The organism is Bacteroidota bacterium, assembly GCA_016715425.1.
Lineage (GTDB): Bacteria > Bacteroidota > Bacteroidia > Chitinophagales > BACL12 > JADKAC01.
In genome coordinates, this window is record JADKAC010000002.1 from 475,323 (window position 1) to 498,595 (window position 23,273).

Consider the following 23,273-nt stretch of genomic DNA (forward strand, 5'->3'; position numbering starts at 1 on the left):
GCGTGATTGCAATCTACAGGAAAGAATTAAATGTTTTTTTGAGTTCCTTAATTGGTTATATAACTATCACCATTTTTTTGTTGGCGAATGGATTATTTAATTGGGTATTTACTGATACCAGTATTTTAGAAAGTGGATTCGCCAGCTTAGATCCATTTTTCAATTTTGCTCCCTGGATTTTTATGTTTTTAATTCCCGCAATTACAATGCGTTCGTTTGCCGAAGAAAGAAGTACAGGCACAATTGAATTTCTTGCAACAAGACCTGTTACGGATTTACAAATTATTCTCGGGAAATTTTTTGCTGCATCCACCTTGGTGCTGTTCTCCGTGCTGCCAACTATTTTATATTATTTCACCGTGAGCAGACTTGCATCGCCTCCCGGCAATGTAGATACCGGCGGCATTATCGGATCTTATATTGGTTTAATTTTATTGGGCTGCACTTTTGTTGCCATTTCCATTTTCACTTCATCCATCAGCAATAATCAGATTGTTGCTTTTATTGGTGGTTTGTTTGCGTGTTTCTTTTTTTATTATGCATTCGATGCCATGGCGCTGTTGCCATTTTTTGTGGGAAGCGCAGATAAAATATTTTATGCATTTAGCATTAACCAACATTATTTAAATATCAGCAAAGGCTATATTGATTTTAGAGATGTAGTTTATTTTGCAAGTGCTATCGGATTATTTCTCTATTTAACTAAAACAAGTTTTGAAAGTAGAAAATGGTAAATAATCTTTCACACTATTCACGCAACAGACGCAGAGCTCTACTGCGATTATTGTTAGTTACCGCAATGCTGATATTGCTGAATTATGCATGCTCACAATTATTTTATCGCATTGATCTTACTGAAGAAAAAAGATTTTCGCTGAGCGAACCGACTAAAGAATTACTGCGCAATCAGGATGATATTATTTATGTGAAAATTTATTTGAGTGGCGACTTAACACCAAACCTGAAGCAATTGCAACAAAGCACAGTTGAAATGCTAAAACAATTTCAGGCGTATGGCAACGAAAATATTCAGTATGAAATTTCAAATCCATTTGACATTCCCGATGAAAATAATCTTGCTGCATATTTAAAAGAGTTGGAAGCGCAACAAGTATTTTCTATTCCCTTTGGTATTTCGGAAAAAGAACAGAGCAGCCGTTCCTTTTTATTTCCTTATGCTGTTGTAAATTATCATGGGAAAGATAAAACGGTGATGTTGATTGATCAAATTCAACCCCTCTCTCCTGTGTATGATCCTACAGTTGCAATTTCATTATTGGAATATAAATTTTCAAAAGCTATCCGCTTATTATCGGATGATAAAAAACCGTCCATTGCTTTTATTGCCGGTCATGATGAATTAGACACATTGTATGTTCAGGACATTGCAATTTCACTAAATGAATTGTACGATGTGTATCGTCTCGACTTACCGAATTCAGAATATATTGACACCACTTATAATGTAATTGTAATTGCAAAACCACGCAGTGCTTTCAGCGATGCAGATAAATATAAAATAGATCAGTACCTGATGTACGGCGGAAATATTTTATGGTTGATAGATCCGGTAATTGCAGATTTTGATAGCTTGAAACGCAGTGGTGAATTTACTAGTGTTGATTACGACTTGCGGATAATGGATCAGTTAATTCAATATGGTGCAAGAGTAAATAATACGATAATTCAGGATAAGCAATGCACAAATATTATGGTACCGTTTGGCAATACATTTCAACCTCGCCCCTGGCTATACAATCCAATTATTACCGGTTTTAATAAACAAAGTCCGATTGTAAAAAACATTGATGCCATTGAAGGAAAGTTTATGAGTACTGTAGATACACTTGCAGTGCCCGGCATTAAAAAAACTATTTTGCTCACCACCTCTCCTGCAAGCAGGTTTCTTATAAGTCCTACCCGTATTACTTATAATATTGTGCAATCGCAATATATGCCTAAAGATGAGCAGTTTAATAAACCCAATTTACCGGTGGCTGTATTATTAGAAGGAAATTTTACTTCTGCTTTTATATCACGTAAACCCACAGCAAAATTATTAGAGCAACAGCGCATTGGTAATGGTGTATTTAAAGAGAAGGGCGAAACTGCAAAAATGATAGTGATTGGCGATGGTGATATGATAAAAAATTATGTGGATCAGGAAGGGAAAATATATCCGTTGGGAGCAAATAATATTGAGAAATATATATTCGGGAATAAAGATTTTCTTTTGAATTGCATTGAATATTTAAGTGATCTCAGTGGACTAATGGAAACTCGTGCTAAAGAAGTAAAATTGCGACCACTTAATCAGGAACGTGTGAAAGCAGACCGCACCCAATGGCAAATCATTAATATTGCGGTTCCAATATTTTTACTTTATTTGTTCAGCGGTATTTATAATTATATACGCAACAGGAAATACAATCATTAACATGAAAAGAAATTTATTCTATTTCGCAATAGTTATTATTCTCGGCACAATTGCTTTTTTTATTTTTAATAAAAAGGATACCGGTTCCTTTGAAAGCAATGAAGCAGAATTTAAAGTAAGCGATACCGCAAGTATTGGAAAAATATTTCTAGCTGATTTAAAAGGCAATACTATTCTCGTGGAACGCAAAGAAGGCTATTGGGAAGTAAATAATTCTTTTCATGCAAGGCCCGAAATTGTACAGAGTTTACTCATCACTTTTATGCAATTGGAAGTGAATGCACCTGTTGCTAAATCCATGTACAATACAGTTGTTAGAGATATTGCCGGCGATCATATTAAAGTGGAGATTTACAATCGAAAAAACAAAAAACTAAAAAGCTATTTTATCGGATCTCCCAACAGTTCTTATCGTGGCAACTTCATGTTGATGGAAGGTTCTAAAGTTCCTTTTGTAGTTACTATACCCGGATTTCAGGGATTCGTTTCCTCACGATTTTTCTTAGAACCGGATCAATGGAAAGATAGAAGCATTTTTGCTTACAACCCTGCTGCAATAATAAAAGTAGAAGTAGAATATCCGCATATTCCCGATTCTTCTTTCACTATTTTGCGCACTAATGATTCTGTATTTACAATGCAAAGCACTACTTCGGGAACTATGAATCCGGAGTTAGGCAGATATTTTTTCAATCAGTTTAAAAGACTGAATTGTGAATTTTATGTGATTGATAATTTTATCATGGATTCGTTGTTGCAAGAAAAACCGGTGTGCATTATCACCGTTACAAATAATGAAGGCAAAGAAAATACTGTGGATATTTATTTCAAACCAATTGGATTTACCAGTCGCACACAATTTGCTAAAGGAGATGTGGAATTAAGCTATGACGTTGACAAATTCTACGCAATCTTCAACGATAAACAAAGTCTTGCAGTGATTCAGAATTTTGTTTTCGGAAAATTATTTATTGGCCCGCATTATTTCTATCGTACACGGCCGGCACAGGAGAATTTATTATTGGATGCAATTACAAAACCTCTGGCAAATTAAATTGAAGTTTTGATTATTGCTTTATCAATGCATTAAAAACAGAGCCCTGGTCTGTATCACATCGCAAAATATATATTCCTTTTACAAATTGATTTACCGGAAATTGCAATTGTGTACCGGGAACAATGCTCATCTTGTTTTGCCAAATCAATTTACCTTCTATCGTATAGACAAATATTGATTGAATTGAAATCGTAGAATTATTTGTAATACTGCAATTATCTGTTACAGGATTTGGATAAATTAAAATTTGGCTATTGCTTAATGATGTATGAATATCAACAGGAATTATACGTTGCAACATTACCTTAAATAATTTATTACTCGCACTGCTTAATCCAAAATTACCTGCCTCGGCTTCTATACCTCCAAAAATATATCCGGCGAAAATTTCTCCATCAATTGCATCTAATTGAATTACATGATTGCTGTATTGTGGTACTTCAGAGGAAGGAATAAATACGGCATTGCTTCCCAACAAAGTTTCAAAAGATTCGGGATGTAAAAATTGCGCACTGCTTCCATCGGGATTTCTTATTACTGTAGAAATATCAGGAGTAAATGGAATATTTAAATCTTCTAAAACAACTTTGTTTATTGTGTCGAAATAAAACTGACTGATGCCACCAAAAAAAGTAGTGTAAGCAATTTCTGATTCAGAATCATAAACACTCAACACCGGACAAGTATAATTACTAAAGCGATGTTGCATTGAAGAATCTACGGTGTAATTATCCTCGGATAAATACATATTAGTTAACCACGGAATATTGCTTTCGTATTGAAATACGCCGGAGTATTCCGCTAATCCTGGAACAGCTCCGGGATACATTATTGGTTTGAAATTTAAATCACGACGATGAAAATTTATACTATCTGTTATCTGTTCCACTTCACCTACAGAAAGAGAAACACCATCATCATTTATAAAAAACTTGTAAACGCTATTTGTATAAATCTGCGTAAACATCTCCGAATGAATTTGTGTGTAGATGCCACTGAAATTCTGCCCACCAAAAAGATATGCTTTATCATTTAACCATTGTGATTCTCCACCGGTAATGCGAAACATTTCGTCAGTAATAAATCTGAAAGCAGAATGTATTTCACCATCAGATAACAACGCCTCTTCTAAAATTTCCAGATCAACAGCAATTAATTGCGGGAACGTAATAAAAGTTAATGATGCAGAATCCAGTCCATATCCACCGATGATATATAAGTAATTATCCCGCTGTAAAAATTCAGTATTTGTAGAACGCAACTGATCTGCTAAATTCAAATCAAGACCATACACTTCTTTAGACCAATATTCACCAGACACCGGATCGAGCATCCAAACAAAATGATTTGCCTCTTCTTGTGCAAATGGATCAGGAGGAAACATACCGTGCATACCTCCAATTCTTCCGGCTAAAAAAAACCATTTACCATCCCACTCTCCAAATGCGGAAGATTGCAATCCCGGCCAGTCCATCCAGGTAATTTCCTGAAGGCTGATGGAATAGGGAATAGAATCTTGTTGTGCAACGATGTGGATATAGTTACATAAAAAGGCTGTGAACACCAGTATTTTCAAGCTTTTAAACATAGTGTCAAAGATACTTTGTAATCCACTATCTGTTGAAAACAAATTAAACCCTTATAATTACCTTTGGTCAAAATAAAAGAGCCTTATAAATGAAATTTATTGTAAGCACCACATCGTTGCTCCGCAATCTGCAGATGGTGAATGGAGTGATTAGCAGCAACACTGTATTACCAATATTGGAAGATTTTCTTTTTGAATTAAATAAAAATCAACTGACTATTTCGGGTACTGATTTAGAAACTTCCATTACAACTACTCTTGATATTGAATCAAAAGTGGAAGGAAAGGTGGCGATACCTGCCCGCATTTTAGTGGAATATCTGAAAACATTACCCGAGCAACCACTTACTATTGATATAGATGAAGAATCTTTCGCAGTGGAAATAACTACAGACAGAGGTAAGTATAAACTGAACGGTGAAAACGGAAATGATTTCCCCCGCATTCCTGTGGCTGATGAAGTGAGCGAGCTTACTTTGAGTACTAGCGTATTGCAGAAGGCGATAAATAAAACGTTATTTGCAGCAAGTACGGATGAATTGCGTCCGCAAATGACGGGTGTATATTTTCAATTGAGTAATGAAGGGATCACTTTTGTTGCCACGGATGCACATAAACTTGTGCGCTATAAAAGAACAGATACCAAGCACGATAAAAACAATTCTTTCATCGTTCCAAAACGTGCATTAAATCTTTTAAAATCTGTGTTGCCTGCGGAAGATTCTCAAGTACAGATTTCTTACAACAGCTCTAATGCATTTTTTATATTTAATGATATCAAACTTATTTGCCGTTTGATTGATGCTCGTTATCCTGATTATAATGCAGTGATACCAAAAGACAATCCGAATAAATTATTGGTGAGCCGTGCAGATTTACTAAACACCTTGCGTCGTGTAATGATATTTTCAAACAAAACAACACATCAGGTGAATTTAAAAATTAATGGCAATGCACTTACTATGTCAGCACAGGATCTTGACTTTAATAATGAGGCAAAAGAAAGTTTGGACTGTCAATATTCAGGTGAGGATATGGAGATTGGTTTTAATGCAAAATTTTTATTGGAGATGCTGAATGCAATGGATAATGAAGAAGTAAAAATGGAACTCTCTACACCTTCCAGGGCCGGGATCTTATTACCTACAGAAGCAGAAGATGGAGAAGACTTATTGATGTTGGTGATGCCTGTTATGATTAATGTTTAATTTCTTTTTTAAGTAAAATATAAAACCATCTTTCGAGATGGTTTTTTTTATGTAATTAAAATATTTACCACATAGATACTTTGATAAAAACCAAATAATACTTAATTTTTTTTACCACATAGGAGGCACATAGAAATATAAAAGATAAGTTTTCATTTTATTTATTTGTGAAATAATTCTTCCAACTCACCCCTGCCCCTCTCTTCGGAAGAGAGGGGATTATCCGTGTGAATTTTAGTTTATTTATGAACTCTTTAACCTCATAGATACATAGAAAATAAAAAAGATAAGTTTTCAATAGAATTTAACCTATGTACCTATGTGGTTAAAATATTTTACTTTTTCACCACACCAAACTCAATTGTTTCTGCACCAAAATTTTTGTAGAAATTCCATATCCCGGGAATCATACTTCCCTCAAAATCGAAGATGAAATCAGCGCCGATATATTTTTTAAATATATCATCAATAAGTGTAGTCATCGCATTTAATTTTCTACCCGCTTTAGTGGAAGCCGCTAAAAGATAAATCAGCTTGTTATTACTTTTTATTATAAAAGCAGCAGCAAGAATTTGGTGATCTTTATCCGTTATCTGCACTACAAATCCTTTGTTATTTCTTACGATAGTTTGCAGTAAATTTTTCAACCTTTCGTAATCCGCATTCTTCAAGCCTTTCACTTTATCACCAATGTTTTTACGGGTAAAATCTACAATTGCAGATGTATCTGTGCTGTAATGAATTTCAAAATTTATTTTACTAAAGCGGTGCAAATTATTTTTTACAACACTACTATAATTTTCATAAACAGATTCGTAGGTTTTATTCAAAGGCACTTGTTGTGTAATCCTTTGCGATAATCCGGCATGATAAGGATTTGATGCATTGAGGTGCAAATAATATTTAAAATACTTTTCTTTAAGTAATTGGATAAATGGTAAAGGTTGGTTTACCATTTCATGATTGGCGGAGAACAATCCCAACTGCTGAGTAAACAACGGTTGATAACAAGATTTAATAATATATTTTCTGTGGTAAGGTAATGGAAACACTGCTGAGTAATCATCTGCAATAAAAGCATCCCATTTATTATTGGTAACAATATCAAGATACCAACTGTAAGCGTATGGCAAAGCATTTATGGAATTGTCAATACATGCATTCCACTTTTGCTTGTCAATATTTTTATGTGTTATAAATTTTATCAAACCCGGCAATCACAATTTTACAACTTTTATAGTAGCCGTTGTATTGCCTGAATAATATTGGAGTAAATAATTACCTGAAGGAAATGTTTGCATGGGTATATTAAAATTAAAATCAGTGCCGGATATTTCCGGTTGCTGATAAATAATTTGTCCGGTAATGTCTTTGATAACAAATCCTAATTCGATAAAATCATCAGAGGATGCATAAAAATGTAAATTATCAACTACCGGATTTGGATAGACATTAAAAGCGATATCTAAAAAATCATCTGTTGAAATTTCAGCAAGTATTTCCCCCACTCTAAAATGCCAGAAACCATCCGGTGCTGTTATCGGCCTCACTTGTTCCTTTCCATTATTTGCTTTTGCATAGATGTAATATTCAACTAAACTACCCATGGGTTGTGCAGGAATATATCCAGTCCATAAATTTAAAGCTGCATCTGTTAAAACCATTTCAGATGATAACCAATTTATTCCATCCGTTGAATAAAAAATTGTAGAAACATCAATTCCATCCTTATGCAATATCCAGCTATTCACTACATAATCCGAACTGCTATTTTCTGTATCCGCTAATGGTTGATGTGTTATTACCAATGGATCATTTGTACTTATTTCTTTGGTGATACAATGTATAGCACCAAGCGATTGAATAATATCATTACATTCAATTCCCACCACATTATAACCGGGTAAATGTGCTTTTAAAATTCTGATTGCCGTTGTATCATATTGTTCTTCATATACAGGCACCAACACAGTTTTATTTATAAAAACACAATTCGTATATGTTCTGTAATCTCCCGTATTCCAACCCGCACCTTCGTCAGGATATTGATCTTCAAAATCCGGTGGCATAGGTATGCGTACTACTTTATATGGAGTACCAAATACACTATTATAATTGTCGAGAATATATTGCAGATTTTCTTCTATCTGCGGACCATCAGCAACACCTTCAGGATATTCGCCTACCAATAATGTTTCTTCATCCAACAATTTCAAATGCATATCAATATGATGAATTTCATCATAAGGCAATGTTTCCATTTTTATATAGCGATTGATACCCATAAACTGCAACATGATAGAATCAATTTCTGATTCTGATTTTGCCGATAAGCTAAAATCATATCCATCATTTTCATCTAAAATTAATTTTGAAGAAAATCCTGTTCCCCAACCATCCGTCATAAAATTTCCACCGGTATGTACTAAATCGTATGGAACATCAATTGTCTGATAAATTGGCAAGTCTGCATATTCGGCCATCACTCCGGGAATGGCATCATCTTCAGGTCGTGGACGATTATATACCCAATCAATCAGATATAAAGAGTCGGTGTTGTTTTTATAAATATTCCATGGGCCATAATCACGAATCCAAATAGAATTAAATGCAGTCTGGATATAAAAAATATTTTCAAGGCTTATTCCATTAGTTATTAAGTTTGATTTTACACTATTGGAATCATCACACACAATATATACATCACATTCTTCACGGGCATATTTTACAATATCTCTTACTATCGGGATATAACTTGTCCATGTTACCATCAATGCATCTATCTCTTCCCATTCGGCACTTGCCCGAACAGGTGATTGTGGTGGAGTAACAATTCCATTTAAACTATAATAAGGAATATTACAACGTTTTAAATCTAATTCCCAGGGCGCATATCCATTTGGCAACACAGGAGCTTGCGCAAAGCTTATCCCTGAATAAAGAAACAAAAGGAAAATAAATTTACTCAGGACAATTAGGCGGTTAAGCATTGATTTGAGTGAATGGATTTCAAAAATATACTAAATAAAATAAGAAATAGAAAAGCTTAAATGAACCTTTCGCTTCTGTGATTTATTTTCACACCATAAATGCACGATTTACAAAAAGAAGAATTTGAAAAAGCAGTTCTTGTCGGTTTAGTTACGCAAGAACAGACACTTGAGCAGCTAAATGAGTATTTAGATGAGCTTGAATTTCTTGCAGCAACCGCAGGTGCTGTGACGATAAATAAAATTTATCAGAAGTTAGAACGACCTGATATTCGCACCTATGTGGGAAAAGGTAAGCTTCAGGAAATAAAAGATTATGCTGAAGAACATGAAGCAGATCTTATCATCTTTGATGATGAACTTTCACCATCTCAACAACGCAATATTGAAGATGCGCTGAAAATGAAAGTGCTGGATCGCAGTATGCTGATACTCGACATATTTGCAAGTCGAGCACAATCGCAACAATCAAGAACTCAGGTAGAATTAGCACAGTTGCAATATTTATTGCCACGATTAAAAGGTATGTGGACGCACTTAGATAGGATTAAAGGTGGAATTGGAATGCGGGGAACTGGTGAAAAAGAAATTGAAACAGACCGAAGAGTAGCGAAAGAAAAAATTGCAATGTTAAAAGGTCGTCTGGAAAAAATTGATCGTCAAAATGAAACACAGCGAAAGAGTCGTGGTGAGATGATTCGTGTTGCATTGGTGGGTTATACAAATGTTGGAAAAAGTACATTGATGAATGTGTTGAGCAAGAGCGAAGTGTTTGCAGAAAATAAATTGTTTGCTACATTGGATACTACCGTTCGCAAAGTTGTGTTTGAACGCACTCCGTTTTTATTATCGGATACAGTAGGATTTATTCGCAAATTACCACATCATTTAATTGAAAGTTTTAAATCTACATTAGATGAAGTGCGGGAAGCAGATGTGCTATTGCATGTAGTGGATATTTCGCATCAGGCATTTGAAGATCAAATTCGTACGGTGAATGAAACACTGACAGATATTGGTATTGCCGATAAACCCGTGATAATGATTTTTAATAAGATGGATCTCTACGAAGAAAAATATTTCGATTCGTATTTGCAGGAAGAAGTAAAAAAAGATTTGATTACTGAAATGCAACAGTCATGGATTGCAAAAACTGATAATAACTGTGTATTTATTTCCGCTACTGAAAAAAGAAATATGGAAGAATTGCGCACTTTAATTTTAGATAGAGTTATTGAAGCTTATCAAATACGATATCCTTACAGAACAGAATTTTTTTAAACTTATAATTTCCGTATTTCAATATTCTCTTTCTTTTCTTTTTGCCTTGATGCAAAAAGAAACAAAAAAATCAAGACTGTATAAAAGCAAGCAGCAAAATCTACGTCATGCTTCTTGCAGAAAACAATAAGGTCAGCCGAGTATTTTCAAATTAGTTATATTTTGCAACCATTGTATTTAAACAAAATGCAAAAATTCTATCACCTGGCTGACTGGATTGTTTTCCTACACATTCCCCTGCGCACAGAAGCATTCCTTATTTTGCAAGCAAACTTTTATAAGGTCATTTTCGCTCCGATCAAAGTTTTATTTATATAGAATAATTTATATTAAATGCCCACTTCCTTCTGCAATTAAACTTAAAAGTAAAACATGCTTACAGGATTCTAGAATAGAATTAATTATTTAAGCTACAAATAATATTTTCTTAAATAAATCCTTACTGGACAGAATTTTTTTAAACTCACTTCAGCACTTCCACTTCCACTTTGCGATATTGTGCATTTGCACCTGCCGGAGAAAATTCATCACCATAACCAATTGCAGTAATGCGTGATGTTGCAATTCCCTGATCAATAAAATATTGCTTCACTGCATTTGCCCGCTTTTGAGTTATTGATTTATTTCCTGCTGAACTACCTGTCTTATCTGCAAATCCAGAAATTTTAATTTTAGATGTTTCATTCGCCTTCGCAAAAGCTAATATTGCTTTCAATGCTTTTAAATCATTTTGATCTGGAGCTGTCTTGCCCGTTTTATAATAAATGATTTGTGTTGCCGGTTCTCCCTTTTCAGTAATTGTTTTTTCCATTACAACAGTGTCCGGTTTCTGAGGGTTAAGCAATTGATTTTTCATTTCAGAAACTTCACTTTTCAATGCTGTTATTTCTTCCAGCAACTTAAATAAGATGAGTGTATTCTGTTGTGTGTAATCATACCCTTTTGAAGTGGCAGGAATATAAGTTGGATAATCGGAATCAGATATTCCTTTCTCTTTATAAATTATAGTCGTATCAGTCTTTATTGAATCTGAAAATTGAGTTGCCTCCGTTAACTTTTGCATTTCTACAATTAAAGAATCTATTTGTTTGAGAGTAGCCGAATCAATTTCTGTATTTGCCGCATCTTGTTTTTTTGAAGATTTATTTCCTGTCAATCCACTTACCAAAGCACCACCCACAATTAAAAATTTTATTTCATTTAGTGATTTCATAATTGCGGCATCATTGTCATTTACTTTTACCACAGTGGATTCTGCAGGACTTGCAGAATTTTTTGATGATTTACTTTCTGTTGCTAAAACTGCTGCTGTTTCCTCTGCTGCAACTTTACTTGTTTCTGAAATATCATTTGCTGTAGAAGTTGATAATTTACTTTGTTGTTCTTTATCATCTTCAATTGCTTGTGAATTGCTATCAGTATTCATTTTATTCTGATTCATGTCTTGATTTGTAGAATCAGAATATTGTTGTTGTGGCATTTTATAATCATCGGCAATAAATTGTGCAATTCTTATGGTATCATAAATAAGTATTGTTTTTTTATATGAATAAGGTGTTTGAATTGAATCAATAATCATAGAATCCAAAACCATTTCAGGAATTAACACCGTCGTTGTATATGCATATTTCCCATCCGATTTAAATACTGTATCCGTTACAGGAATATATGAATACATTATGGAATCAAGAGTAATAATACTTGCAGTGGAATCAACAATAACAGAATCAAAACCAATTGCTGTTCTTACAAAAAGCGAATCGGTAGAATTACTGTCTGCTTCTGAAAATAAAGTATCAATGCGATATACAGGATTGTAGAAAGTAGAATCATATTTCACCAATTGAGAAAGTGTATCCCAACTTAAAGTATCCAAATTATAAAATCTAATCTCTTGAGCTAAAACTGAATCACCGGTAAATGTTGTGTCCACTTTATACGTGTAATTTGTAATTGTGGAATCAACAGTTAATGAATCATACATTGTAATTATTGAATCTGTATAAATGCTATCGGGATTTACCTGAGTTAAATAATCATATCTCGCCGCTTGAATCGGATATAATTCAAAGTCGCTTTTCTTATTTCCAAAACTATAAGCAATAGAAAAAGAAATTAAAAAGGTGTTGTCATATTTCCCATCTGCATTGCCTCTGTATTCTGCAGAAGATCCGGTTGGATTTGTGGCATAAGGCACTAAACTTTCTGCCGGATATTTTCCACTGATATCATCTAAATAATCTGTAAAATAAAAAGTATAAGTTCCTTCCAAGTTTGCTGTAATCCGTTCTGCGATTCTAAATTTAAAACCAATTCCCACGGGAATATTCCATACATATTTGGAATAGTTTACACCTTCGGTTTGCAAATCAGAAACATTAGTTTCAAAAATTCCATCCTGCATTATTGATTGTGCATTTCCACCTTCGGGTTCATCAAAAATTCCCTCATTATAATAATAATAGCGCATGGAATCATTAAAGTATAAATCGCTGTACACTTCAAAATAAGTATGTCCGATACCGGCAAAAATATAGGGTGAAATAAAAGAGCGATTATAAAAAATTGCATTGTTGTCCGTAGAGAAAACGAATTGCAAAGAGAGATCATGAATGTCTGTTTTAAAATTTAGTCCTCTTTCAAAATTTGAAGAACTCAAGTTTAAAGTAGAATTATCAAACATCAAATCATTGGCAGAAATTTTTCCATTTGAATATTTTAATCTCCAACTCAACGAAGTAGAAATATTTTTTCCGAATTCAATTCCAATTGCAGGATAATTAAAATCATCAAAATCCATTTCTGTATTTATATCACCATAGTACATCATTGCACCACCGGAAACAGCAAAGCGCCAATTATATATATTCTGTTGAGAGAATAATAATTGCACCTGCATTAAAAACAGGAATAAAAAGCCGGAAATTTTTATTGTACGTAGCATGTTAAGTCTATTTAGATAATCCTGCCCATACATTAAATTCAAAGCTTGCCCCCAGAAAAGGCCTCAAATAAATAGAATTAAAATTTTCGTCAACACCGTTATTATTTTCTTTTTGCAACAAGGTAAATCCGGCGTTAATCCGCAACACATTTAATACCTTATAACCTAAGGCAGCATACAGAGGCACACCGAATAATGCACCGGAATATTCCGTATCGCTTGACATCGTAATTTTAGTTAGCATCACACCAATTGATAGGGAAGTATTACTCCAGAATAGAGATGAAAATTGTTTCTTACCTAATGGAAATGACATACCTGCAAAGGGTGCAGTTCCATAAGAAAGATTTTTAAGATTTCCGCTTTCATAAATTCCTGCATAACCAATATTTACAGGCAAGGTGCGCATTGTTTTTTCAGTTGGATAATCTGTAATTTCTTTTTTATCAAATTGAGATAAAAGGTTGACATTTATATATTGAGCAGCTTCAGAATTTATTAATTGCTTAATCGCATCTAATTGCATTTTCAGTAATTCCGATTTTGCATCTACCTTTTCCTGATCTTCACTTTTACCTACAAATAAAAATGCACGTTTCAATTTTAAATCTTCTAACTGTTTGATTTTATTTTCAACAATACTGCTAAATCCCTCAAAGTCAAACCCTGTTCTGCTTCTATAATTTCGCATGCTCACATTCATAATTTCATTCAGATCGCTCATTATCACTTTATAATTATCTCTTAATCGGATATGCTTATTATTTACTTCCACCATTTGATCTACATAAGCTTCAAATCTTTCATTTAATATTCTACTCACTTCACTTTTTTCATAATCGGTGGAATTAATAAAATAATTTATCTGAAAAGAATAATCTGAATTTCCCCTTAACGGAAAATTCACCGGCATCGAAAAAGATTGAGAGGTATTGCCAAAAGATCTTGTCCAGTTTGAGAAATACAGAGGTTTGTTGGGATCACTTTTATAAATGGTAACTTCCACTAATTGTGTTGCCGAAGAAACCTGACTATTAATAATAAAATATTGTTCGGCCGGCAAGGTACCTCCTTCATTAAACCATGATTTTTCAAAATCAAAATTCACGGGGGCATATTGCGCAAAAGAAATATTTGCTATTACTGCAATAAAAAAAGTGTAAATAATTTTTTTCATAGATAATTGATTTTAGTAAGGTAGCTCTGATAAAACAGAAAATTCATGGTTAAGGAATAATATAAGTACACTTCAATTTGATATTCTTAAATATACTGTTTTATTCTCTTCTATACAATTGGAAAGTGTAGAATTGAAAAATACAATAAAGAATAAAAAGTAATGTATCTACTTAATTTAAAATTGTAGTAATAACATTGAAGACGTAAGAAATGTTTTAGACTCAATCAAGAGTTTATTGAAATAAAGGAAATGAAGAAGCAAATTCCTTTATCTGTTTTTGCAATTGATTTTTCAGTGATGCGTTATCCGGAGCCATAATTAATGTATCAATCCAATCAACAATCTGCACCATATCTTTTTCTTTCATACCTCTTGTAGTAGAGGCTGCCGTGCCGATACGAATACCTGAAGTTACGAATGGCGATTTATCATCAAAAGGCACCATGTTTTTATTCACGGTGATATGTACTTCACTTAACAATGCATCAGCTTTTTTACCAGTAATATTTTTATTGCGCAAATCAATTAGCATTAAATGATTATCAGTTCCACCTGAAATAATTTTATAATCTCGTCTCACTAATTCATCCGCCATTGCTTTTGCATTGCGAATTACTTGCTTGCAATAACTTTTATAATCCTCAGTTTGTGCTTCACCAAATGCAACTGCTTTTGCTGCAATTACATGCTCTAATGGACCACCTTGTGTACCGGGAAATACGGCGCTATCAATTATAGCACTCATCATTTTTAATTCACCTTTTAGAGTTTTTTCTCCCCAGGTATTTTCAAAATCTTTTCCAACTAAAATCATCCCCCCTCTTGGGCCACGCAACGTTTTATGTGTGGTAGAAGTAATGATATGGCAATGCGGAATTGGATTATTTAATAAGCCACTTGCAATTAATCCGGAAGGGTGAGCGATGTCTGCCAATAATATTGCCCCCACAGAATCTGCTATTTCACGAAAGCGTTTATAATCCCAATCACGGGCATATGCAGAAGCACCACAAATAATAAGTTTCGGTTTGTTTTCTTGTGCAATTGCTTCCACTTTATCCATATTAATGATACCTGTCTCTGCCTCTACACCATAAAAAACCGGATGATATATTCTTCCTGAAAAATTCACCGGTGAACCGTGTGTTAAATGCCCGCCGTGCGATAAATCAAATCCGAGTATTACATCACCCGGATTTATACATGCAAGCATTGCAGCAGCATTTGCCTGCGAGCCACTATGCGGTTGCACATTAGCATGATCCGCTCCAAATAATTCCTTTAATCTGTCAATAGCAATCTGCTCTACTTCATCTACCACTTCGCAACCGCCATAATATCTTTTACCAGGATATCCTTCTGCATATTTATTGGTAAGACAACTTCCCATTGCTTCCAACACTTGCTGACTTACAAAATTTTCGCTTGCTATAAGTTCGATGCCATCTGTTTGACGACGTAATTCTTTTTCAATTAATTGAAATATTGTGGTATCCCGTTGCATATCATTTTTTTAATAACAGCAAATTTAGAAAAACAAAAACGGCTACCTGAGAAAAGTAGCCGTTTAATTTTTTTATGTAATGATTATTAATCTGCGTTGAAAATTATTTTCTCAATAAAGGTATTTCCGTTTGCAATTAATCGCACAAAATAAATTCCGGAACTGATTCCGTAAGTAGATATATCAAACGATGATTGGAAAGTACCGATGGCTATTTGTGATGCAGGAATTAATTCTGCAATGCGATTACCCGACACACTAAATAATTCTGCTTGTACATCGGCCGCATTCGCTAATGAAATATTTATTTGAATAGTTGCCGATGTAACATTCGGAGTTATATTAAAGCTAAAATCATTTTCAGAATCTAATATCGGAGTTCCATCGCTGAAATGCGCAATCACATTATCAAAAGTGCTCATTGCAAAATATACATCCGCAGTAAATGGATCCGGATTTACAATATGATTATCCAATTCCCAATAATCGAAAACATAGCCGGGACTTGCTACTGCATCCATATTCATAATTGTTCCACTTAAATAAGTAGCAGCATACGGATAAGAACCGGGAGTGAGTGTATTAACTGCAACATTTCCTGAACCAATCGGATCAATATCTAAAGAGAAATTATAACTCGGTAATTCTGCAGTAGTAAAATATGCAATAATAGTATCAGAAGAAGTAAGACTTAAAGTAACCGCAGGGTCTATATCGGAAGGCGTAGGAGTATGGTGTAGAAATTCCCAATGATCAAATAAATATCCTGTTGCAGGTAATGCATTTAATGAAAAAGTTACACCACCATAGTAAGTTGCATTAAATGGATAAGCAGTAGGAGTTAATGTATTTACTTTAATAAGATTTGCACTTCCCACAGGTTCTATTTTTAATGTAACCGGATAAGCAGGTGTATCAAAACAATCTTCAATACCTTCAAGCATATAGGCGCATCTATCTTCAATAAATTCATAAAGCTCATCATAATTACTACTCCATCCTGAATAGGATCCACCCCATCTATCTGTTTGTCTTTCCATTTCTGGATCAATAACATTTTTCATACTGTCAAGCACACTCAACATAAAATCACAAGAAAACGTAGTTGCATTTAAATCGGCAAAACGATTTACATATAAAGAGAAGAACGTTTCATTTTCTAGCAGCGCATTAATGATGTCAACATGGCCGTTGCCATCTGCAGAAATATCAAGAGGATCACAAGGGTCTGCTTCTGGAGAATCATCAGGTATTCCGGTATAATTCACGTAGTGTCCGAAAGTAGCATCTTCATCCCACAAAATATATCTCCACTTCAATGCACCACCATCTGGATCATAACCTCGCCACCAACCGGTATTCCAATTCAACCAATCCTTACAAACCGTTTGTGTATTTGTAATAAAATAATCGCAAAGACTTAAAGTATTTAAGTTATCATCTACATAGGCATAATTTAATGGATCAGTCATATCATTGGTCAATACAAAATCTACAAATGGAGGCCATTCATCCATAGTGCCATATTCTGCCCAAGTCCATCCCCAACATTTAATAAAATCCATTTCATATTCATCCTGATCAAAATAATAATCTGTAAAATCCGCATCATCCACTTTTTCACGCACATCATATACTCCCCAATATTCACCATTCACAAAAACGATAGCAAAGAATGTAGATCTCTCATCTAATTCTAAATGTCCGAGCTCTGTTAAGTGATGTACATATGCATCACGCAAATGTGCCCCGTCTTCATACGGATAATTATCATTTGCTGCAGCTTTCACAATTAATCTTTGATAACCAGTTCGATCAGTAACATCACTAAAAAAATCTAAATCAATATCATCATCATAACCAAACTGATCACGAGTTACATAATCGAAACCACGTTGATCATAAGCCCATGAATCATTTCCGTGTTCATTGAAAGTACCTTGCGCTTCATCTTCTAATTCAAATGCTGCATTAAATAATTCAAACGAACCGATTGGTTCCAGCCATCCATTTCCATTCAATAAATCATCTACATTTTCACTCGCAATTGAAAGAATAGGTATTGTAGTTACTTCATCAATAAAATAGGTATTAGAAGAAATAAAACTCGGTAAAATTTCACCATCAGTCGAAAATGCTATAGTGCGCAATACTGAAGTTTCTGTAATATTAATTGCACTGCTATATAATGTGGATGCCGCTGTTGGTGCAGAACCATTTGTTGTGTATCTGATTGTTACATCCGCATCCGGTGATGTAATTGTTACTGAAACAGAACCTGCATAATTTCCTGAGTTAGGTTCCATATCCGGTTTGGTGGCATACGCTGTTTTTGAAGTAGTGGTGTTAGATGCATTCGGTGTGGGATCGATAAAAATTTTCCAGTTTGCACTTCCATCAGTTGATCTTCCCCATGAGTGATTCATCTGATTGGGTTGTTCGATTTCATTATAATCTAATACAGTTCCGGAAGCATCTGAAAATACAACGGCTTCCACATCTCTTGTTTGTGTTATTTTAAAATTTGTGTGATAATTTGTTCCTTCAATCACATTGCGACCAGAACACCAAAACCGTTTAAATGCACCTGCATCAATTGTAATTCCGGAAGGTATAATCCACTTTGTAGGTTCATCCACTCTATCGCTTAAATAATATCCTGCTAAGTCCACTGATGTTGCTCCGGCATTATACAATTCAATCCAATCTTCATACTCACTATGATTATCTGCAACATCAGAAAAATTTGCTGCAGAAAATTCATTGATAACCACTTGGGCATTGAGTGATTGAAAAATAATTAGAATAGAGATGACAGGAAGGAGTAAATATTTTTTCATTGTGTGAATATTATAACAATGTATAAAGTTACATATTAATAGCCTGTTAATGTCAGCCGCTTGTCAGTCGATTTTACTTAAACAACCATTCGTGACAGCGGTTAAGCATAGATATATAGAAGTACAAAGTGTTTAAATCTGAAAGCCTCTTCATTTCGGTTATCTTTGAACTTATGAAGGCAATAATTCCGGTAGCTGGTGTTGGCTCCAGACTACGACCACATACTTACTCTCAACCAAAACCACTTATGCCTGTTGCAGGCAAACCAATATTGGGTTTTATTTTAGAAAGACTAATCAAAGCAGGTGTTACAGAATTTGTTTTTGTAATTGGTTATCTGGGAGAAAAAATTGAAGATTATGTCACCAATAATTTTCCAGATATCAAAACCTATTTTGTTCCGCAACAAACTCGTGAAGGATTAGGTCATGCTATTTGGTTGTGCAAATCATTAATAGAAGAAAATGAAAGTATCATCATCGCTTTAGGTGATACCATTTTTGATGCTGATATAGAAAGTGTAATAGCTTCACCTTATTCTGCATTAGGTTTAAAAAAAGTAGATGATCCACGTGATTTCGGTGTAGCCGAATTAGATGATGAAGGTTTTATTATTCGTGTGATTGAAAAACCCTCTATTCCAAAATCTAATCTTGCTTTGGTGGGTTTTTATAAAATTGTAGAGTCGGATGCACTATTCGAAGCATTGGATTTTAATATTCAACAAGGTTTTAAAACACAAGGCGAATTTCACCTGACAGATGCTCTGATGGTATTGATAACAAAAGGAATAAAAATTCAGGGCTTTAAGGTGTTGAACTGGTATGACTGTGGCAAAAAAGAAATTTTATTGGAAACCAATGCAATCCTATTGCGCAAAACCGGAGGCAATACATCGGAGGATATTAAAGTAGAAAATACAATTATCAATGAACCTGTAAGTATTGCAAAAGGATGTAACATAAAAAATTCTATCATCGGGCCAAATGTTACTATTGGAGAAAATACCATTATCGGCTATTCCATAGTTAAAGATTCTATAATAGGAAATTATGCAATTATTGATGACGTGGTATTACATCACTCCGTAATCGGCAGCGATGCAACGATTAAAGGTTTAAGTCAGAGTTTAAATATCGGCGATAATACAGAGATTGATCTTTCACAAAGATTTGATTAACTGTAGAACTGTTTTCTTAATCGTTGAATAGAAATTTATTTCAAAATCATTTTACATTTTTGAAACATGCAGAACAGAATCACGCAATTATTTAAAATCGAATATCCAATAATTCAGGCAGGTATGATTTGGTGTAGTGGTTGGCAACTTGCAAGTGCTGTAGCTAATGCAGGTGGACTAGGATTAATTGGTTCCGGAAGTATGTATCCCGATATATTGCGTGAACATATTAGGAAATGTAAAGCAGCTACTTCAAAATCATTTGGTGTGAATGTGCCATTATTTTATCCCGACATTGATAAACACATGCAGATTATTATAGATGAAGGTGTAAAAATTGTTTTCACCAGTGCCGGCAATCCAAAAACATGGACAACAATTTTAAAAGAAAAAGGAATTACTGTTGTGCAAGTAGTAAGCAGTAAAAAGTTTGCATTAAAATCGCAGGATGCAGGATGCGATGCAGTAGTTGCCGAAGGATTTGAAGCCGGTGGACATAATGGAAGAGAAGAAACAACAACACTGTGTTTAATTCCTATGGTGGCGGATGCAATTGATATTCCTGTAATTGCTGCAGGCGGAATTGGTGATGGCAGAGCAATGCTTGCAAGTATGGTGTTGGGTGCAGAAGGTGTGCAGGTGGGTAGCAGATTTGCGGCAAGTGAAGAAAGCAGTGCACATCAAAATTTTAAAAATGCGATTATAAATACGGATGAAGGAAGTACGCAATTAACATTAAAAGAATTGACTCCGGTAAGACTTATTAAGAATAAATTTTTTGAAGATGTACAACAAGCATATTCTGAAAAAGCAGATGTAGAAACATTAAAAAATTTATTAGGACGTGCCCGTGCAAAAAAAGGCATGTTTGAAGGAGATTTGGAGGAAGGAGAATTAGAGATAGGTCAAATATCCGCAACATTTAATTCCATTTTACCGGCAGCAGAAATTTTAAATAATATGTGGGGAGAATTTTTGAGTGCGAAAGAAAAAATGAATCAATTGTAAATTATAAATGCTTACTTAAATATTTATGGAATAAAATAATCTGTGCATCTCTTCCTCGTCAGCTAATTAATCACAGATTAAATATATTATAATGAAAATAGTACATGCAATTGTTCTGGGAACTGTTTTATCCGCAGCCACTCTTTTTACAATTCAACCGAGAATTACACACCATTCCACATTTGTATCAAATAAAAATTCCAGTATCAGCGGAACTGTTACAGATGCCGGCTCACCAATTATTAATGTACTGGTAGAAATAAAAGGGAAACAAATTCTTCAACGCACCGATGCGAAAGGTGCGTTTAGTTTTAACGCACTTGCAGCAGCAAGCTATACATTGAAATTTACAGCAAAGGGATATGTAGAAAAAGACACTTTAATCCAATTACAAGAAAATCAATCTTTAGAATTTACAATACAATTAGAACAAGAAGTTATAATTGATGAACAAGATGTTTTATCTGAGAATAAAGAAATAATTATCTCCACTCCGGCAGAATCAGTATATGAAAGTAAAACACTTGGATATAATACAAATGCTGTTTCTAAGAGAGAATATTCATCTGGTGCTGTAATGCAGGATTCCTATTCTGATTATTACAATGAAGATTTTAATACAGAAGACTACGATTTCATCAACGAAAATGGATTTAAAAAAGTAATTGGAAATCCGCTTTCTACATTTTCTATTGACGTGGACAATGCATCCTATTCAAATATTCGCAGATTTATTTCTAATAATCAAGCTCCACCAAAAGACGCTGTCCGTATTGAAGAGATGATAAATTATTTCGACTATAATTATGCGCATCCAACCGGGGAACATCCCTTTGAAATTAATACTGAAATTTCTGATTGTCCATGGAATCCGGAAACCAAATTAATTATGATAGGCTTACAGGGGAAAGATATTGATTATTCAAAAGCTGATCCATCAAATCTTGTATTCCTGATAGATGTATCCGGCTCCATGTCGCAAGAAAATAAATTGCCTTTGGTAAAAACTGCTTTAAATAAATTAATTGAAAATTTAGATGAAAAAGATCGCATTGCAATTGTAGTGTATGCAGGTGCAGCCGGGTTAGTATTGTCATCCACACCTGCAACTCAAAAACAAAAAATAAATGATGCTTTAAATGCATTGCAATCCGGTGGTTCTACAGCCGGTGGTGCGGGTATTGAACTTGCTTATAAAACTGCTATGGAAAATTTTATTGAAGGCGGAAATAACCGTGTGATATTATGCACAGATGGTGATTTTAATATTGGCTCATCAGGCAATGCAGATATGGTTAGATTAATTGAAGAGAAAAGAAAGAGCGGTGTGTTCTTAACCATTTGCGGTTTTGGAATGGGCAATTATAAAGATTCAAAAATGGAAGGTATCGCAAACAATGGTAACGGAAATTATTATTACATAGATAATGAAAATGAAGCAAAGAAAGTATTTGTAACTGATATGCGGGGCACATTATTTACCATCGCAAAAGATGTGAAAATACAAGTGGAATTTAATCCTGCAAAAGTTGCTGAATATCGTTTGATTGGTTATGAAAACAGATTATTAAATAATGAAGATTTTGATAATGATGCAAAAGATGCCGGCGAATTAGGTGCAGGACATCGTGTTACTGCCATGTATGAAGTAAAGCTGAAAGACAATGCAAATTTTTCTCCGCAAGGATCAAAAACAGATGGTGAAGATTTGAAATATCAAACAACACAAGTAAATGAAAATGCAAAATACAGCAATGAGATAATGACATTGAAACTACGCTATAAAAAACCGGATGGAGATGTAAGCAAGCTTGTAGAAAAATCAATTACAGATACTAAAATTCCATTTGCACAGACATCCGATAATTTTCGTTTTGCTTCCAGTGTTATCGAGTTCGGAATGTTGTTGCGTGATTCAGAATATAAAGGCAGTGCCACTTATGAGTCTGTTGTAAAACTTGCAAATGGTGCGAAAGGCTCGGATAAAGAAGGATATCGTGCTGAATTCATCGGCATGGTGCAAACTTTTATCGGCTTTGCGCAAGTAAAATAATT

The 23,273-nt window shown here is 34.2% G+C and carries 15 protein-coding genes; 8 read left to right on the plus strand and 7 right to left on the minus strand.

The features are described 5' to 3' along the window. The first annotated feature begins 2 nt into the window (after positions 1 to 2). Genes gldF through IPN31_03925 form a run of 3 tightly spaced genes read left to right on the plus strand, consistent with a single transcriptional unit; the run spans position 3 to position 3,491 of the window. Positions 3 to 734 (plus strand): gliding motility-associated ABC transporter permease subunit GldF, encoded by a 732-nt coding sequence (gene gldF, locus IPN31_03915; protein ID MBK8681047.1) that lies wholly within the window; start codon positions 3 to 5, stop codon positions 732 to 734. After that, entirely contained in the window at positions 728 to 2,437 is a 1,710-nt protein-coding gene (gene gldG, locus IPN31_03920) for a gliding motility-associated ABC transporter substrate-binding protein GldG (protein MBK8681048.1), read from the plus strand. Before gldF ends, gldG begins: the two co-directional genes overlap by 7 nt. Position 2,438: 1 nt before the next feature. Further along, the gene (locus tag IPN31_03925; protein ID MBK8681049.1) at positions 2,439 to 3,491 is read left to right on the plus strand and encodes a hypothetical protein; all 1,053 of its coding nucleotides are present in this window, start codon (positions 2,439 to 2,441) and stop codon (positions 3,489 to 3,491) included. A 13-nt stretch (positions 3,492 to 3,504) separates the two neighbouring features. Here IPN31_03925 and IPN31_03930 read toward each other — a convergent pair whose 3' ends face one another. After that, positions 3,505 to 5,082, minus strand: a complete 1,578-nt coding sequence (locus tag IPN31_03930; protein ID MBK8681050.1) for a T9SS type A sorting domain-containing protein — start codon at positions 5,080 to 5,082, stop codon at positions 3,505 to 3,507. 89 nt (positions 5,083 to 5,171) lie between these two features. Between IPN31_03930 and dnaN the strand changes: the two genes are divergently transcribed. Next, on the plus strand, positions 5,172 to 6,290 hold the full coding sequence (gene dnaN / locus IPN31_03935; GenBank protein ID MBK8681051.1) for a DNA polymerase III subunit beta: 1,119 nt from the start codon (positions 5,172 to 5,174) through the stop codon (positions 6,288 to 6,290). A gap of 335 nt (positions 6,291 to 6,625) precedes the next feature. On the opposite strand, the gene IPN31_03940 is transcribed toward dnaN, so the two are convergent. Together IPN31_03940 and IPN31_03945 are read right to left on the minus strand one after the other, a co-directional pair. Continuing rightward, positions 6,626 to 7,498 (minus strand): hypothetical protein, encoded by an 873-nt coding sequence (locus IPN31_03940; protein ID MBK8681052.1) that lies wholly within the window; start codon positions 7,496 to 7,498, stop codon positions 6,626 to 6,628. Between the two features lie 9 nt (positions 7,499 to 7,507). After that, positions 7,508 to 9,238 (minus strand): agmatine deiminase family protein, encoded by a 1,731-nt coding sequence (locus tag IPN31_03945; GenBank protein MBK8681053.1) that lies wholly within the window; start codon positions 9,236 to 9,238, stop codon positions 7,508 to 7,510. Positions 9,239 to 9,379: 141 nt separating this feature from the next. Between IPN31_03945 and hflX the strand changes: the two genes are divergently transcribed. After that, positions 9,380 to 10,561 carry a GTPase HflX gene (gene hflX / locus IPN31_03950; protein ID MBK8681054.1) on the plus strand — a complete coding sequence of 394 codons (1,182 nt, stop codon included), beginning with the start codon at positions 9,380 to 9,382 and terminating at the stop codon, positions 10,559 to 10,561. A 463-nt stretch (positions 10,562 to 11,024) separates the two neighbouring features. Here hflX and IPN31_03955 read toward each other — a convergent pair whose 3' ends face one another. From IPN31_03955 to IPN31_03970, 4 genes are all read right to left on the minus strand, one after another. Then, on the minus strand, positions 11,025 to 13,505 hold the full coding sequence (locus IPN31_03955; GenBank protein MBK8681055.1) for an OmpA family protein: 2,481 nt from the start codon (positions 13,503 to 13,505) through the stop codon (positions 11,025 to 11,027). A gap of 7 nt (positions 13,506 to 13,512) precedes the next feature. Continuing rightward, the gene (locus IPN31_03960; GenBank protein ID MBK8681056.1) at positions 13,513 to 14,682 is read right to left on the minus strand and encodes a hypothetical protein; all 1,170 of its coding nucleotides are present in this window, start codon (positions 14,680 to 14,682) and stop codon (positions 13,513 to 13,515) included. Positions 14,683 to 14,917: 235 nt separating this feature from the next. Further along, a complete protein-coding gene (locus IPN31_03965) occupies positions 14,918 to 16,189 on the minus strand; it encodes a serine hydroxymethyltransferase (protein ID MBK8681057.1) in 1,272 nt (423 codons plus the stop codon). A gap of 86 nt (positions 16,190 to 16,275) precedes the next feature. Further along, the gene (locus tag IPN31_03970; protein MBK8681058.1) at positions 16,276 to 19,029 is read right to left on the minus strand and encodes a CotH kinase family protein; all 2,754 of its coding nucleotides are present in this window, start codon (positions 19,027 to 19,029) and stop codon (positions 16,276 to 16,278) included. Between the two features lie 173 nt (positions 19,030 to 19,202). On the opposite strand from IPN31_03970, the gene IPN31_03975 reads away from it, so the two are divergent. From IPN31_03975 to IPN31_03985, 3 genes are all read left to right on the plus strand, one after another. Next, the gene (locus IPN31_03975; GenBank protein ID MBK8681059.1) at positions 19,203 to 20,210 is read left to right on the plus strand and encodes an NTP transferase domain-containing protein; all 1,008 of its coding nucleotides are present in this window, start codon (positions 19,203 to 19,205) and stop codon (positions 20,208 to 20,210) included. Positions 20,211 to 20,276: 66 nt separating this feature from the next. Further along, entirely contained in the window at positions 20,277 to 21,218 is a 942-nt protein-coding gene (locus IPN31_03980) for a nitronate monooxygenase (protein MBK8681060.1), read from the plus strand. Between the two features lie 91 nt (positions 21,219 to 21,309). After that, on the plus strand, positions 21,310 to 23,271 hold the full coding sequence (locus IPN31_03985) for a von Willebrand factor type A domain-containing protein (protein ID MBK8681061.1): 1,962 nt from the start codon (positions 21,310 to 21,312) through the stop codon (positions 23,269 to 23,271). The last annotated feature ends 2 nt before the right edge of the window (positions 23,272 to 23,273 follow it).